The organism is Brucella cytisi (assembly GCF_038433355.1).
GTDB lineage: Bacteria > Pseudomonadota > Alphaproteobacteria > Rhizobiales > Rhizobiaceae > Brucella > Brucella cytisi.
In genome coordinates, this window is record NZ_JBCAUP010000017.1 from 1 (window position 1) to 15,607 (window position 15,607).

Consider the following 15,607-nt stretch of genomic DNA (forward strand, 5'->3'; position numbering starts at 1 on the left):
CGGCGGTATCGGCGGCACGATCGGTGGCGTTGTCGGATCGTTGGATGGCGTTCTGGGTGGTACCGGAGAAGACGGCGGTCTTGGCGGTTCGCCGATTGGCGGCGTTGTCGGATCGCTGGATGGCGTTCTGGGTGGTGCCGGTGAAGATGGTGGCCTCGGCGGTTCGCTTGGCGGCACGATTGGCGGCGTTGTCGGATCGCTGGACGGCGTTCTGGGTGGTGCCGAAGAAGACGGCGGTCTTGGCGGTTCGCTTGGCGGCACGATCGGTGGCGTTGTCGGTGGTTTGGACGGCGTTCTGGGTGGTGCCGGTGAAGACGGTGGCCTCGGCGGTTCACTCGGTGGCACGATTGGCGGCGTTGTCGGATCGCTGGATGGCGTTCTGGGCGGTACCGGAGAAGATGGTGGCCTTGGTGGTTCGCTCGGTGGCACGATTGGCGGCGTTGTCGGATCGCTGGATGGTGTTCTGGGCGGTACCGGCGAAGACGGTGGCCTCGGCGGTATCGGTGGCGTTGTCGGTGGTTTGGACGGTGTTCTGGGTGGCACCGGAGAAGACGGTGGTCTTGGCGGTTCGCTTGGCGGCACGATCGGCGGCGTCGTCGGGTCGCTGGATGGTGTTCTGGGTGGTACCGGAGAAGACGGTGGCCTCGGCGGTATCGGTGGCACGATTGGCGGCGTTGTCGATGGCCTCGGCGGCACCGTCGGTGGAGTGGTTAGTGGTGTCACTAACTCACTAGACGGTGCGTTGAGTGGGCTATTTGGCGGCGGCAATACCGGTGGCGGTAACACTGGCGGCGGCAATACCGGTGGCGGCGATACTGGCGGTGGCAATACTGGTGGCGGCAACACTGGCGGTGGCAATACTGGCGGCGGCAATACCGGTGGTGGCAATACTGGCGGCGGCAATACCGGTGGCGGCAACACTGGCGGTGGCAATACTGGTGGCGGCAACACTGGCGGTGGCAATACTGGCGGCGGCAATACCGGTGGCGGTAACACTGGCGGCGGCAATACTGGCGGCGGCGATACTGGCGGTGGCAATGCCGGGGGGATTGATACGGGCGGAGGGATCATCGTCGGAGATATTATCAATCCAAGCATGATGGACGATATGAACTGCGGCAGTGCACTTGATTGCGTAAGTCCGTCCATTGGCTTGGTAACAACGGCAAATCGTGAGCCGAACAAGGTGTTCGTTAATGATGCAGGATCTCCTGTCAAGCCGAAAAGTGAGGCCGCTTACTCTCTTGCAGGTGCTGACGGTGGTGTAAGCCCGATAAGCTTGCTCGCTTTTGCCTCCGATAGTCGAAGCGAGGGCGCAAACGATTCACTTCCTAATGAGATTGATGCCAACTCGAGCGGTCGCAACCGTTTGACGAGTGGTAACCGTTCAAATGGAGTTGGAAGCATTCCGGGCGTAGGTAGAGACATTACGAGCATCGAAATCCAGGACGAAACCTCAAATCCGGAATTTGAGGGGAGTGTAACCGATGCAACAGATAAGGCACGTGAAGCTGGTATTGAAAACTTGCTTGCTTACTTGTCCCGCAACAGTCGATCTGGCTTCCGCGATCAATCTACTGACACCGGTAATGCAAGTGCGCCCCTATCGTCTCCTGGGCTTGAACCAGCCATCGCTCAAGAGGCTAGCCCCAACCGCATGCCTGGTCTAAATGGCGCTAATTCAAGTAATAATTCTACTCCGGGTCTCGAAACGACAACGAGTGAAGCTGTTGTAGATCCGACTGATGCTCACAACGAAGGTAAGAAAGGCAGTCAATCCCCATCTGCGAGCACAACTGGGGAAAATAATGCTGTTGAAGCATCTGGCAGTGGTTTTGAAGAGCTGCTTGCCTATTTGTCAGATAGCAACGGATCCAAGACGTCCAACTCAATCGTTAACGCTCCGAACGAAACGAACGCAGCCACACCTGGTGAGTTAATCTCCGTTGAAGGTGCCGCAAATAATGATTCGCGCAACAGTCCAATTGACAAAACTGCGCACGAAACACCGGCGGGCTTTCCCGGTAGCAAAAATGTAGATGAGAATCACGATCGCACGACAGAACCTGCCGGCAATATTGCTGCAACCGATGACGGGTTTCAGGTTGAGACCCAGATGGTCCCAATCCCCAGTGACCGTCCTACGAATTCTGCGAGCGGCGCAAGTGGAAGTGAAACCGGAGGAATCCGGTCCGGATTCAAAAAATTGCTCGCGAATTTATTCGGTGCTGATGCCGAGAGCGGCGACGACCGGCGTGCGGCTTCGAATGAAAGTGCAGGCACGGGATCGCCCACGGGCAAGGCCCCTGGAACCAGCCCACTTGCCAACGACCGGCTTGCAGCTTCGAATGAAAGTGCAGGCACGGGATCGCCCACGGGCGGGGCTCCTGGAACCAGCTCACTTGCCAACGACCGGCTTGCAGCGTCGAACGAAAGCGCCGGCATGGGAGCGCCAACCAAAATGGCTCCTGGAAACGGAATGCTTGCCAATGAATCGATTGCAGGAGCGAGCGATGGTCAGCAAGCGAGGGATAAAAGCTTATCCGCCAATGATGGTAGCTCCAGGCAACAACTAGCTTTTGCAGCTGACAGTATTCCGCGCGACCGGAGTACGGGTTTGGCAGGGAACCGCAACGAAGCATTGGGAGGTTCGATTGCTGCTTTCTGTAGCACCGTCGGAAATTCGCTCGCGAATACAAACAACGTGAATTCGTCGACAGATTCGCTCGCGTACAATGCAGGAGGTCAACGTTCGGCTCCCAATGTCTCCGTAGGTGTAGCCGTGCCTTCAATCGAGATGAAGGATCTTGAAAAGATCAAGGTGACACGTCTTGTTTATGACGTCCCGAAGTCTGAAGTCGATGAGCAAGTCGAACATGTGGCAGAAGCTACGCGTGCATATAAGTCCAAGAAGGGCAAAGCGTCTATTGGCGATCGCATCACGGTCAATCTGAATGGCAAGATCAGCGAGGTGGTGCCAGCTGGTGTCGGGTCAGAACGGACTCTTGTACTTGGTGAAAACGAGCTCATACCAGGCTTTGAGGAACAGTTAGTCGGAGCTAAAGCCGGCGACGAGAAAATGATTACTGTCGAATTTCCAACGACCTTTCGATATTCAGGTCTGGCTGGAAAAGAGGCATCTTTCAACGTTACGATTAAGGAAGTCGCTTCACCAGGAAAACTGTCGGTGAATGATGAAACTGCGAGGAAAATCGGTGTTAAATCATTAGCTGACTTGCGCAACGGCGTACGGGCCCGGATTGAGAATCAATATGGTGCGGTTGCGCAGCACAGGATGAAGGAACAATTGCTTGAACAGCTTGTGGCGTCTTATCAGTTCACCGCTCCTCCTCAGATGGTGGAGACCGAGTTCAACAATATCTGGACCGGGATTAATCGAAATCTTAAAACGAAAGGCACCACATTCACTGAACTTGGCACCACAGAAGAAAAAGTTCGGAATGAAACCAGACTTCTCGCGGAGCGTCGAATCCGTAGCGGACTAATCCTGGTCGCGATCGGTCAACAAGCAGGTATTACTGTTACGAAAGAAGATCTGAAACGGCGCTTGCAAGAGCAGATAAGTGCCCTTCCAACGGGCAAACGGCAAAACATTATTAATTTCTATTCTTCAAATCCGCGAGCTGTGAGCGCGTTGAAATCTCGGCTTTATGAGGAGAAAGTGGTCAACTATTTGCTGGGAAGAATCTCAATTACCGATAAAAAAGCGGGCAAGGAAGAGTTTTTGGCAATCAATGGGATAAACAAGTCCACTTCCAGGCAGGTGCCAGAGAAAAACTGAAGAAGATCAGTATGGTTGCAATCATCCAAAGGCCGCCGAAAGGCGGCCTTTTATGCTTTGGTCGTGTTCGTTGAAGTCTTGGAATTAGTCCCGGTTTCAAGTTCGTGCAAGCAGATGGTGTGGTAGGGTCACTTCTGCCAAAATCATGGGAATGCAACCAGAGCACAGTTGCATATTGTAGCTGAAAACAAAGAAAAAAATGAAGTAAATTAATTTAAAATACGAACTATATTGTTAATTCTGATGGTGCACGAGTTTCGGTAATGTGGCCCTTTTCAACTCGTCTGCTTTTGTTCAAAAGCGCGGTTTCTAACGACAGCCAGAAGCAATATGCAAAATACCAACAGCCAACATTAAACTCAACCGAACCGTTCCGGGCTGCTTATTACAAGGATTGTTATGCAAACGCGTTGCGCCTTATCGGGAGTTCTTATAGCACGTAAATATTTGAATTTATTGTAATTATAGGAAAACCAAATGTTAAACTACAAACTTGCATGCCAAGGAAGCAAGGTTCTGGTTATCCCTCTTTCCAGATGCGCGCATTGCGCCAGCCAGTTCCTGTTCAAACATGCAAATATCACCGAACTCAGTGACGGAAACTGGCTAGGGAGTGGGGCGGTAGTTAAACATCCGTCCGAATTCTTCGAAATGCGAACACTGGCATCGCGGCGCTGCCACACAATTTACACTTTTTAGTCAAGGTTTCCACACAATAGACAATGACCCAAATCCACCTATATGAGACAGTTACTTATTACGGAAAGTGATCGGTGTGTTGTGACTGCGTTAGTTTTTGTTCAATATGAAGATTCGGGAATAATTCGGCGCAGTATATAAACAGATAGTAAATATACCATAAGTGGAATTAAAGGAGGTCTGCAACTAAATTCAAGTCGGTGTTATGCCGGAAATTTTTATTGGTCTTAAAGGCAATAATGGATGGCCGACTGACGAAGATGCGCGTGTGCCTAACGCTTTCATAGATGTCGTTCACTAAGTGACGAGGGTATTATCATGGTTAGTGTACTAGACTTCGAAATGGGGCCGAAGAAGGGCGTTGCGGGGGATATGACCAAGGGAACTACGGATGTTCGCAAGTTCCCGCTGGATGAAACACATTGCTTTGATCAACTGGAAACGTGCCGGATCCTTCAATCAAGTGCCAACCTTGATTGGCCGCAAGTTTATGTATCAAAACAGATAGAAGATCCCAACGAAGGCACGTTCCTGGGCAGTCCCCATCTTTTCATCAGTCTGACACGGTCAGGGCCGGCTAGAGTATTTTTCGACATCAAGGCACAAAGGTCCTATGTGAGGTTGCATCCTGGTCAGATGAACATCCTGGCGCCAGATGAGCCTGCACGTGTCAGGTGGGAACGCAGGGTGCACACAACCCATCTTTATCTGCGGGATTCACTTTTGGCGGAAGTTGCTGCTGATTTTTCCAGTAAAAGTCCCAAACCCATAGAGATCATTAGCAAGCTGGCGTTCGTCGACACTTTGCTCGAAGGATTGGTCAACGCAATTTGTGATGCCACAGACTGGGACATGGAGGGTCTTTACGTGGATCATCTGGCCCGGGCTACAGCCTGCCATTTGATCCGGAAATACTCGGATCTGAGCTTCCGGCCAATCGGCAAGGAAATTGCCGGGCAGCTGACGCATACTCAGATGGCTAATTTTCGCGACGCGATAGAGGCCGAGATGAGCAAGAAGCTGACATTGGCCGACCTGGCCGAGGGAAGTGGACTCTCTACCAGCCATTTTGCTCATTTGTTCAAGCAGACAACCGGTAGAACACCGTATCAGTATCTCTTGCACAGCCGCATCGGGCGTGCGCGTTATTTGCTGACAAAGTCAACATTGCCCCTTGGGCAGATCGCTGCCGAGTGTGGCTTTGCCGATCAAGTCCACTTCACCAGGGTGTTCTCGAAGATAGTTGGCCAGCCTCCCGCGTCATATCGCAAACTGGCAACCCAATAATCGCCAGCCACTGGGAGAATGATTACACCTGGATCCAGGTGGTTTGGTCAACGACGAACCAGAAGCCCAATCAATCTGTGTTACCGATTGGGTTTCGAGCGGTCTGTCACTGGTTGGTGGGTTCATCGCGAGGTCCAGTTGATGCAATCATATGTCATCGAACTGTTGTCCCTGCCAACCCTCGCAAATACTGAAACGGCTCTTCTGGCCGATCAGGCCCGAAAGTATGCTTCACCTCGATCTTGGTGTTGATGCTTGCGCTCTGGAATCTCGGCTGTTCGCTATCGAAACAATCCACGGCGGAAAGCAATTCGCAATTGGGATAATGGACCGGCATTCTCTCAATGAGAGGCGTGAGCCGGGGCTGTGAACCGAGCTTGGTTGCCTCGCCCTCGCTGGCGTTGAAACCCGTTTCAATAAAGATTACCCCCTCCATTTCCACGCTTTTTGGGCGGCTAAAGAACTTTGGTCCGACTATGCCGGCAAGCTTGATTGATGAATTCCTCGAATGCTTGACGCATGTCGTGAAAGCGGGCCCAGTTTCTTGACTTAAATAATAAATGTGGGACCCTGTTTATGCTAAAGCAAATATAGGAGGTTCCCATGCTTGAGCTTCTATTTGGGGGTGGCGACACAGAGACAACAGCGGTTGTGTCCGATTCTCTGGATTACGATCGGTCGGGTGAAGTCACGTTCGATGATGCTTACGTCAATTTCATGGAAGGTGGCGGGCATCTTGGACTGGGTGCTGCGATGCTGGTCGGCAGCGCCTGGACAGGTATTGCACTCACTCCATCACTGATCCTGGATTCTCTTCAACCAGATGATGGTGTGCATATCGCCTGAATTCGTGCAGGCGGATAAGGTTTCGCCTGAACGTATAGGTGAGGAGAATCTGAATATTCCCGAATGGCAAAAAAAGCCGCTGCGGGCAAGAAAGCGCTCGCGGCGGCCCATGATTTCATTGGTGTTTCACTGACCCTGCGTGGTCAACCAGTAGCCCGGTTCGTCCAGATGTCTGTCGTCGTCCACGACATAGCAAGGCTTGAACGTCTCGGGAACGAAGGATGCGATAGTTGTTAGGGAGCCTTTCGTATGTCATTGGCTGACGCCACCGCGTTGTTCCGCCCGACAAAGAAGCGTGCAGAAAATGAAATCAGCGCGGCGATAAGATCGCTTCGACCATATCTCATTGTCGTGGGTATTTTCTCAAGTGTTATCAATCTTTTATATCTTAGTTCCCCATTATATCTGATGCAGGTTTATAACCGGGTTCTCATCAGTGAAAGCATTCCGACTCTTGTCCTTTTGACGCTTGTCTTGGTACTCGCGTTGCTTGTCATGGCAATATTGGATGCAGTCCGGGCCCAGATGCTGGTCAGATGTGGTGTGTTGCTTGATGAGAAACTGGCAAGTCGGGTATTTGCAGCACTTGTCCAGAAATCTTCCGCGCAGGGCTATTCCCTGGGCGCTCTTCCTTTACGGGAACTTGATGATTTCAGAACATTCGTGACTGGCCCGGGTATCCATTTCGCATTTGATGTGCCCTGGATTCCGATTTACCTCGGGCTCCTTTACTTTGTTCACCCGGTTCTGGGTTTGGTCGCAACGACGGGAGCGCTGATCCTGCTGGTGCTCGCATTTGTCAATGAAGCGGTTACACGCGAGCCGATGGACGATGCCCAGGCTGCGGCCAGGCGGTCTTTCGTTTTTACTGAAAATATCATGCAGCACGCGGACGTTATCCGGGCCATGGGCATGCAGTCGGCAGTTGAACGCCACTGGCAAGGAAGCCGGGCGGGAATGCTGATCAGGCAAGCTTTTGCCAGTGATCGAAATGCAGTCATTTCGGCGAGCATACGTTTTACGCGACTTCTGCTCCAGTCGCTCATACTTGGCACCGGCGCATGGCTGGCGATCGATCACAGTATCTCGCCTGCAACTATATTCGCGGCGAGCATTATCATGGGGCGCACACTTGTACCGGTGGAGCAAGCCGTTTCAGCATGGAAACAAGCAGCTGGTGCCCGCAACGGTTATAGGCGGATCCGCGACCTCTTGAACGAGATTCCTCCAAATGAGGCCCGGACAATCGTTCCGACCAAAGAAACCGTGCTCGATGTAAAAGACCTTTCATGTCAGGTTGGTGGAAGAACAAAGCCGGTTCTGGATGATATTTCATTTAAAATCGAAGAGGGTGAGGCACTCGCGATCGTGGGTGCAAGCGGTTCCGGCAAAAGTACCTTGTCCAAGCTGCTTATAGGTGCACTTCAACCGGCTGGCGGAGAAATATCCTTCGGTGGTTTGAATTATTCACATTGGGACCCAACGGAGTTTGGTCGCATTACGGGCTATCTGCCACAGGACGTCGGACTGTTCGCCGGTACCGTTCGCGATAACATTTCGCGCTTTGGCGAGGCTTCGATCGAGCAGATAATGGAAGCCGCGACCCTGGCTGGAATCCACGAGATGGTGTTAAGCTTGCCCAAGCAATACGATACAGTGTTGGGTCCGGGTGGACTAGGGTTATCAGGCGGACAGCGCCAGCGCATCGGTCTGGCGAGGGCACTGCTCGGACGACCACGATTGCTCGTCCTCGACGAACCAAATGCACATCTGGACGTTGCCGGTGTGCAGGCGCTGAGCAGGGCACTGTTCGTTATGAAGGCGCAGGGAACCGCAATTGTCGTTGTTACGCATCAGCCTGCTATCTTGACGGTGGTTGATACAGTCCTCGTATTGAACGCCGGAAGAATAGAAAAAGTGGGACCGCCCGAAGCCTTTGGCGCCCCCTCTCTGTCGAGTTGATGGCAAGCAGATGAACAAGATCAAACCATCCGATCACAATGCATATCGCAACCCGTTTCGACCGGCGTTCTGGGGTGCGGTGGCGCTCCTCACGTTTCTGTTTCTCTTTGTTGGCTGGGGTTATGTGGCGCCTTTGTCGCGCGCTGCGATTGCCGAAGGCAGTTTGCAAGTTCAGGCTCAGCGTCAATCTGTGGCTCATCCTTATGGCGGTGTGATAGCAAAGCTGCATGTTGCCGAGGGTCAACGCGTCAAACGGGGTGAACCGCTTATTGAACTCGACCAGACTGACTCACAGGCAAAGCTGGATATTGCCAAGGCTGAAGTTGTCAATCTGATTGCCAGGCAAGCCCGTCTCATGTGTGAACGGGACAGTGCTGATACAGATTGCCTTAAGAAATTCCAGCTTGAAGCAAAATCGACCGAGGATATCGAAGAGGCGGTCGAGAACGAATACGCCGTGATGCGTGCACGCGCGCACCAGCACGAAGCGGAAAAGGGAATGCTTATCTCCCGTGTTGCGCAGCTACGGGAGAAGATAACCGGGCTTGAAGCGCAGAAAAATGGCCTGTCCAAACAAAACTCCTCTCTCGTTCAGGAAATCGAAGGCGCACAAAAACTGGCCAAGCAAGGTTTCACACCCAAGACCCGTATTCTCGAACTCGAGCGAATGTCAGCCGGTCTGCTCGCTGATATGGGATCGCGTGACGCCGACATGGCATCGGCACGACAGGAGATGGGAGAGGCAGAACTGGCAATTGCCAAGCTCGATCGACAGCGGATCAACGAGATTGTTGACACCATACGCACGACGCAAACGTCTCTGGCCGAGGCATTACCAAAGTTGAAATCGGCGCAGGACATCAAGAATCGCACTTCGATCAGTGCTCCGGTGAGCGGTTCGATTGTCGCTTTGACCGTCTTCACTGAAGGCGGTGTCGTTGAGGCCGGTCAGCAACTGATGGACATTATTCCGGACGATAACCCGATTATCGTGGAAGCTCGCCTGCCCCTATCCGATATCAACGGTGTCAAACCGAACTCGCCGGCCAATATCTGGCTGACGGGGGTTCCCAGAAGTGAGCGACCCCAGTTACGCGGCGAGATAATTAGTGTGTCAGCAGATAAGATGACGGATTCTCGCTCGGGACTTAGTTATTTTGCTGTCCGGACCAGGATTAATCCCGACGACATCAAACAGTCGAAAGTTTCGCTTCAACCCGGAATGCCCGCGGAGGTCATTGTGAACAACGGATCCCGCACCTTGATCGGCTACCTGGTTAGCCCCCTCCTTGACGAAATCGGACATGCTTTTCGGGAACAGTAAGGAAACGGACATGGCACGCGCAGAAATGAAGACGACCGCACGCAAGGGCCGCCGCATGGAAGCCCGCTCGGAGACGGATAAACCTGTCGTCAACAAATCCGAGGGTGCGTTGAACGTCGCGCTCGCGGCAGGGGCATTGGGTCTGGGAATTGCTATGCTTGAGCAGCAGAAAGCTGCCGCTGCCAACGCTGATCTCCCTGAGACGCGAAGCAAAGAGAGCGATCAGAAAACTAGCGCTTTCCCAACAACAAATAATACAGCGCAGACCTCGGATCAGGCCAGCGCAGACTCTGGCGCGCATCGCGAAGGCGGCACAACCTCGCCAGTCACTGTATCTCATGATCATGTAGCGGCACCTGTTGAAACCGTTGTCTCCCACGAAGGAATTAAACAAGGTCCTGATATCACCTCTGCTAATCAGAATGTCGGCACAGCGAATACCGCCACTGACCTCGAAGTCAGTGAAGCGGTAACAAAATCCCATGATCAGCAACTGGAGGGATCTGCCCATTCCACCGTAACCGAAAGCGACATCGATGTTTCGGTGGATGCTGCAACATCACCGGTCATCGCCGGGCCGGCGCACGTGGTCTCAGTCACACAGGTCCTTGATGCACCCGCTGCAGTTCTGGATACTGTTGGCGAGGTAGCAACGGATCTTCTAGGCAGCGATAGTTTATTGGGCAGCAACGGCGTTCTTGGAATTATACCTGCCGTCGCCGGAACTGTATCTACAGCCCTCGGTAATGACAATCCTCTCAGCTCCATCCTCGGCGATGGAACTGATGGTCTGGCTTCTGACCTGGCCTCCAACGGCGACAAAATCCTCGACTCGGTTGCGGGTGAAAGCGGTATTCTTGACAATGTCGCTGATACCGGAGCGAATGTGGTCGCTCAATTGGTAGATGTTGGTGGGGTTCTCGCCGGAGGCCTTGGCACTGCAGTTCTTTCGGCAGATGAAACAACTTCGTCATCAAATGAAAGCGGTGGTTCGACAGCAGAGCCAGCGGCATCCAACGTTGATAGCGACCCGACGGATACGGTAGCGGCGATTGGGTCCAATATGTTCGAGGTGGCAAACGCCGCGATGCAGATTACCGAATCCGTGGCTGATGCCATCACGCCAATCCTGAAGTTTGTTGGTCAGCCCTTTATTGATACCGATGCACACACAGATGGTGATCACTCTCATAACAATGCTGGCCACCATTCGGTTTAAAGGGGCACCGTATCGGTTCGAGCCCTCATTGCGGAAAAACAATATGATCAGGTGACCGCACAAATCGGTGTGTCTTTTGACCGGACAAGATGGCTTGCCACATCGCTCGGCGAAGCCCAAATCGTCATATCCAAACACCTTGACGTACCAACACAATCTCGAAGGAGGGGGAGCATATTGGGAATCTGTCGTGAATCTTTGTGCTGGCTGGAAGCGTCCTTATGTCCAGACGCCTTTATTTTGTGAGTTCAGCAAAGATTTTGAATCGCAAGCGAACGTCATTCGCGAATTGGTTACTCCGGAGAATATGGGGAACCTCAATGCCTGCAACGGTGGCTGATGCGGAATGAAATACTTTGAAGCGCATCACCGGTCGCATGATCCGTCTGATAAAGCGGTGGCCCCGTTCAAGAACATTGTTGAGATACCGGGCCCTCAGGATTTCAGTTTTCCTGCCGGTTCCTGAGAGTTCAGGATTGTTTTACCACCACGGCAAACCGCGTGGTATAAGTAACCCACTTGCCCGGAGCCAATATTCTCCAGCAGTTACACGTCGCCGAAATCGGGGAAGAGATGTTGCCATGCCATCAGCAATGTCATTGGTTTGACCGGCAATTCTCGCGAATATTGAAGCGACATATAAATTCTCGCTTGGACGGTCTCGTAGCGGGAGGGAGCGAAACCTTGCGTTAACAGCTGCGCTTGCCGTAATGGCGAATTGCTCGGCGCCTTAATCTTCCGAGTTGATCAGGTTCAATCACACGGCGGGCCGGAACTCCCTGGAAGTCGGTTTCGGTAGCTCTTCCCGAATTATCTTCAACGGCGAGCGTAAAACCATGGGTGAGCTGGTTTGTGTGGAAATGGGCCAGTGCATGCCGACAGTCACTTCGTGAAAAGCCTTCCGCTTGGCAAAGTCGGTCGAACTCTGCGGGAATGCGCAGGACAGCAGCGGCAAGATCAGAAGACGCCTCCCCTTTGATCACCTTGCCGTTCAACAGATCGATGATCAGAACGCCGTCTTCCGACCGCATTGCATCTTCGTAGACACGCAACTCGTAAAAACCCGTGATCAGGCTGATCCCGCTTGCTAAAGAATCGGCGATGCTGTGAGCAACTGATCTGAGCTGACCGTGTTTCATGTGCAAACCTTCGCTTGTCAGAAAAGCAGTTATTGTAACGGGACGCAAAGACCGTACCACGAACGGAGATATTTGATCACGGCGGTTGGTTCAACCCGGGTGTAAATGTTGAGATCACGCCGCTTCTTTCAAAATGGCGCGGATAGGTTGTGGGGCTGTACCCAGATATCCCGCAATCATTCGGGTGATATGTTCAACAATATCGGCTTCATCGGAAAGGGAGTGACCGCAGTCATTGAGAACTATGGTGTGGGTCAAGGTTTCCACGGTAGTAACACAGATAAACGCAGCCGTATCGAGGTCTTTGAGTTGAATGTCCTTCTTGCATTGTTCCAGATAGTGCCGAACGAGATGTAGAGTATCCTTTCGGATGGCTTCAACCTCGGCAAGCTTTCCAATTCTGGGAACTTCCTCTTTCAAGATGCGGTGGAGCTCAGGATCGACGCGGTGTGCAGCAATCATAGCGCGAATGAGCTCGCGCATTGCGTTATTGAGATCGTCTGACGCGCACTCCTGCATCGCGTTTTCCAGCAGAGCTAAAATCTCACGGTTGTGCCTTGCAACGAGTGCTGCCACGAGCGATTCTTTGTTGGGGAAATATTGATAGAGCGATCCGATACTTACCCCTGCCACGGCAGCGATGCGATTTGTGCTGGTCCGTGCGTACCCTTCACGTACCAAAACGCGAGCAGTAGCATCCAGTATCGCCTCGACGGTCATTTTTGACCTTTCTTGCGACGCTGCTTTTCTAGGATTCGTGATGCTTTGCTTGACCATTTTCTCGATTTCCTAATGCGAGTAGACAATGTGAGTAAAAACTCACATATTTGATCTAGATCGTCAACCAGAATGAATATGAAGCATCTTTTGGTTTTAAAACACCGAAAGCCCGCTCCGTTGTTCAAGCTCTCACGTAGAAAATATAGGTTAACTAGTGATATGAAGATCATAAATGTTGTTTTATTCGGAGTCTTGTTAGTAATAGAGGCTGGATGTCTCGGAAATGCACCGGAAAGCCCGCACGTACTATCGACCGAATGTGCTTTATCCCGCACGGGCGAGAGATTAGGTCAAAAATGCGATGTGTATAGACTGGGATGGAGGGGCGCGAATGGGGGTGATTATTTTATCAGCCAATGATTGACCGGTAATGTCAAAAGAATGGCGGCACCAGCTGATCGGTCTTTTGGTCATTTAGCCGATGAGGGTTTAGACGGGCTGCCCGGTCAGACTAAACGTTTCGTCCTAATGGGCACCGCTGATTATGTACTAGCAAGTGGATCTGCGGGTGGGAAGCAAGAGCGGTCCTCGTCCCGACCCGGCAACTTAGTTGCGACTGCAACTGCTGCTTTTAAAGGCCACCTTGAGGTTTCCGTAACTGCTTAGCGCGGCTAGGTTTCCGTCTGAGAAGGTGCCATGAGTTTGGTTGGGATATCGCTGTTGATGGCACTGGCACTCTTGCGGATCACCCGCCGGTTCATGACGCGCACAGCAAGCCTGTCGGCGATCTGACGACAGGTGACAAAATACATCCTTCAACCCGCTCGAGCGAATGAAAGTTGACCATTTGCCAATCTGCCACAAATCCTGATTGGCCATCCAGGTTAGTTTGCAAAAATTCGCGGTGCCGTCTGGTCGATACAAGCACAAAATTCACCCGTGCTCATGCTGATAATATGATGCGATCATGTCTCCTACGGTAACGGTTATAAGATCCGGAAAACTGCAAGTCCCCATCCAAGCTCATCGATCTCCGAGATCGGGTGGGAACCGAGAAGACAGATATTTGAACGGGAACTGCCAGGGCGCACCTGCAAGTACCTTGACATACGTTTAGCCCCGTTATTTATACGGTGTATAATTACGGAGTTATGAATGATCACTGGACACGTTTTCATCGCCACGAGCCTCGATGGCTTTATTGCCCGTCAAAACGGGGATATCGATTGGCTGCTCGAGCATGATCAGGCTGGGGAGGATCATGGATATAATGACTTCATCAGGGATATCGACGTCATTGTGATGGGGCGGGGCACCTACGAAGCGGTCCGACGCATGGGCGAGTGGTTCTATACCCGACCGGTACTGGTCCTATCGGAACAGCTTGCACCACAGGAAGTGCCACAGGAGCTCAGCGGAAAAGTTCGCTTTTCGGACAAATCTCCCGGAAGCGCAATGGCGATGCTTGCCTCCGAGGGCGCTCGACGCGCCTATGTGGATGGCGGGCGCGTCATTCAATCGTTCCTCGAACTTGACATGATCAGTGACATGGTGATCACGACAGTGCCGATCTTGCTCGGTGCTGGGCGTCCTCTTTTTGGTGGGGGTCATCGCGATGTGGCCCTTTCACACAAGGGCACAAAGTCCTTTCCTTCTGGATTGGTCCAGTCTCATTACGAAGTCATGAAATGACGGCAAGGGGGCGAGGGAGGCCAACAGCAGCTGGAAAGTCCGTTTCGCCGGAGAGCATTCTTTCCGTGGCTTTGAGTATCCTCGATACCGACGGTCTCGACGGCTTGACCATGCGCGCATTGGCAACACGTGTGGGTATTAATCCCATGACAATCTATCACCATTTCAAGGATCGAGATGGACTTATCAAAGCGCTTGCAGAGCTTGTGTATGCTGACGTCGTGGCGCCTGAAACAGGCGATGCACTCGCACGTGTTCATAGTCTCCTCATAGCATATTACTCTAAGGTGGTCCTCTATCCAGCTTTGACCCTGGCCATATTTGCAAAGCCAACGTTCTTTCCCGATCACGCCGTGAGGATCACCAAAGAGTTGACCCGCCTGTTGAGCGGGCGCAACAACGCCGCGCGTTGGACGCACATTCTGGTCGACTACACGCATGGTGCCGCTCTCGCCGTCGCGAGCCGGGGAGGACACGGAGGGAGCCGGCACCCTAATGAAGCAGTGCTCAATGATTATGAAGTTGGACTTGCGGAACTGTTAGCGGCGTTTGCGAAGTTTCCTGATCACCATAATGTCTAAATCGAGCACATAATCTCTCGAGATGACCGGTGCAAAGCGCCTTACACTATCGAACGCACCAGAAACTTCGACGCTCTGCAGATTATTTGCCGAGTTTCGCCGAGAGACAACGCTCGCATCGGCTGCTTCTAAAGCCACGAATGAGACTGAGTGTAACATGGCTGTGTTGCACTATTTTCTGTCTCTCTGGCACGCGCAAGCGCCCGGTAGTCGTGAAAAGACCGTTCTCAACCACCTCTAACTCCAGGTTGAGAACAACATGTCAAGTTCCGGGGTCAGCACCACCGAACCCTCTGCCTCAGCAAGCCAGGCACGATCAAGCCGCCATTTGTGGCA

Annotated in this window: 12 protein-coding genes and 1 pseudogene; 10 read left to right on the plus strand and 3 right to left on the minus strand. The window is 52.5% G+C overall.

Translation table 11 applies throughout. The annotated features are described in order from the left end of the window. The 8 genes from AAE521_RS16620 to AAE521_RS16655 form a co-directional block, all read left to right on the plus strand. A partial coding sequence (locus AAE521_RS16620) for a hypothetical protein (protein WP_342061880.1) occupies positions 1-734 on the plus strand: 734 nt, incomplete at its 5' end. Between the two features lie 8 nt (positions 735-742). Further along, positions 743-3,802, plus strand: a complete 3,060-nt coding sequence (gene tig / locus AAE521_RS16625) for a trigger factor (protein ID WP_342061881.1) — start codon at positions 743-745, stop codon at positions 3,800-3,802. A gap of 1,017 nt (positions 3,803-4,819) precedes the next feature. Then, on the plus strand, positions 4,820-5,788 hold the full coding sequence (locus AAE521_RS16630; protein ID WP_071631155.1) for a helix-turn-helix domain-containing protein: 969 nt from the start codon (positions 4,820-4,822) through the stop codon (positions 5,786-5,788). A gap of 603 nt (positions 5,789-6,391) precedes the next feature. Next, a complete protein-coding gene (locus AAE521_RS16635; RefSeq protein WP_071631153.1) occupies positions 6,392-6,634 on the plus strand; it encodes a hypothetical protein in 243 nt (80 codons plus the stop codon). 63 nt (positions 6,635-6,697) lie between these two features. After that, on the plus strand, positions 6,698-6,871 hold the full coding sequence (locus tag AAE521_RS16640; RefSeq protein ID WP_167375522.1) for a hypothetical protein: 174 nt from the start codon (positions 6,698-6,700) through the stop codon (positions 6,869-6,871). 12 nt (positions 6,872-6,883) lie between these two features. Further along, the gene (locus AAE521_RS16645) at positions 6,884-8,596 is read left to right on the plus strand and encodes a type I secretion system permease/ATPase (RefSeq protein ID WP_342061882.1); all 1,713 of its coding nucleotides are present in this window, start codon (positions 6,884-6,886) and stop codon (positions 8,594-8,596) included. Between the two features lie 10 nt (positions 8,597-8,606). After that, a complete protein-coding gene (locus tag AAE521_RS16650) occupies positions 8,607-9,920 on the plus strand; it encodes an HlyD family type I secretion periplasmic adaptor subunit (RefSeq protein ID WP_342061883.1) in 1,314 nt (437 codons plus the stop codon). Between the two features lie 10 nt (positions 9,921-9,930). Then, entirely contained in the window at positions 9,931-11,139 is a 1,209-nt protein-coding gene (locus AAE521_RS16655) for a hypothetical protein (protein ID WP_342061884.1), read from the plus strand. Positions 11,140-11,374: 235 nt separating this feature from the next. Here the strand turns inward: AAE521_RS16655 and AAE521_RS16660 are convergent. From AAE521_RS16660 to AAE521_RS16670, 3 genes and pseudogenes are all read right to left on the minus strand, one after another. Continuing rightward, positions 11,375-11,587 (minus strand): annotated as a pseudogene (locus AAE521_RS16660) (DDE-type integrase/transposase/recombinase); the annotation flags it as partial. 241 nt (positions 11,588-11,828) lie between these two features. Next, a complete protein-coding gene (locus AAE521_RS16665; RefSeq protein WP_342061885.1) occupies positions 11,829-12,278 on the minus strand; it encodes a hypothetical protein in 450 nt (149 codons plus the stop codon). A 114-nt stretch (positions 12,279-12,392) separates the two neighbouring features. Then, positions 12,393-13,055 carry a TetR/AcrR family transcriptional regulator gene (locus AAE521_RS16670; RefSeq protein ID WP_342061886.1) on the minus strand — a complete coding sequence of 221 codons (663 nt, stop codon included), beginning with the start codon at positions 13,053-13,055 and terminating at the stop codon, positions 12,393-12,395. 1,098 nt (positions 13,056-14,153) lie between these two features. On the opposite strand from AAE521_RS16670, the gene AAE521_RS16675 reads away from it, so the two are divergent. Continuing rightward, positions 14,154-14,690 carry a dihydrofolate reductase family protein gene (locus tag AAE521_RS16675; RefSeq protein WP_342061887.1) on the plus strand — a complete coding sequence of 179 codons (537 nt, stop codon included), beginning with the start codon at positions 14,154-14,156 and terminating at the stop codon, positions 14,688-14,690. A gap of 65 nt (positions 14,691-14,755) precedes the next feature. Further along, positions 14,756-15,271, plus strand: a complete 516-nt coding sequence (locus AAE521_RS16680; RefSeq protein ID WP_342061888.1) for a TetR/AcrR family transcriptional regulator — start codon at positions 14,756-14,758, stop codon at positions 15,269-15,271. Positions 15,272-15,607 lie beyond the last annotated feature (336 nt).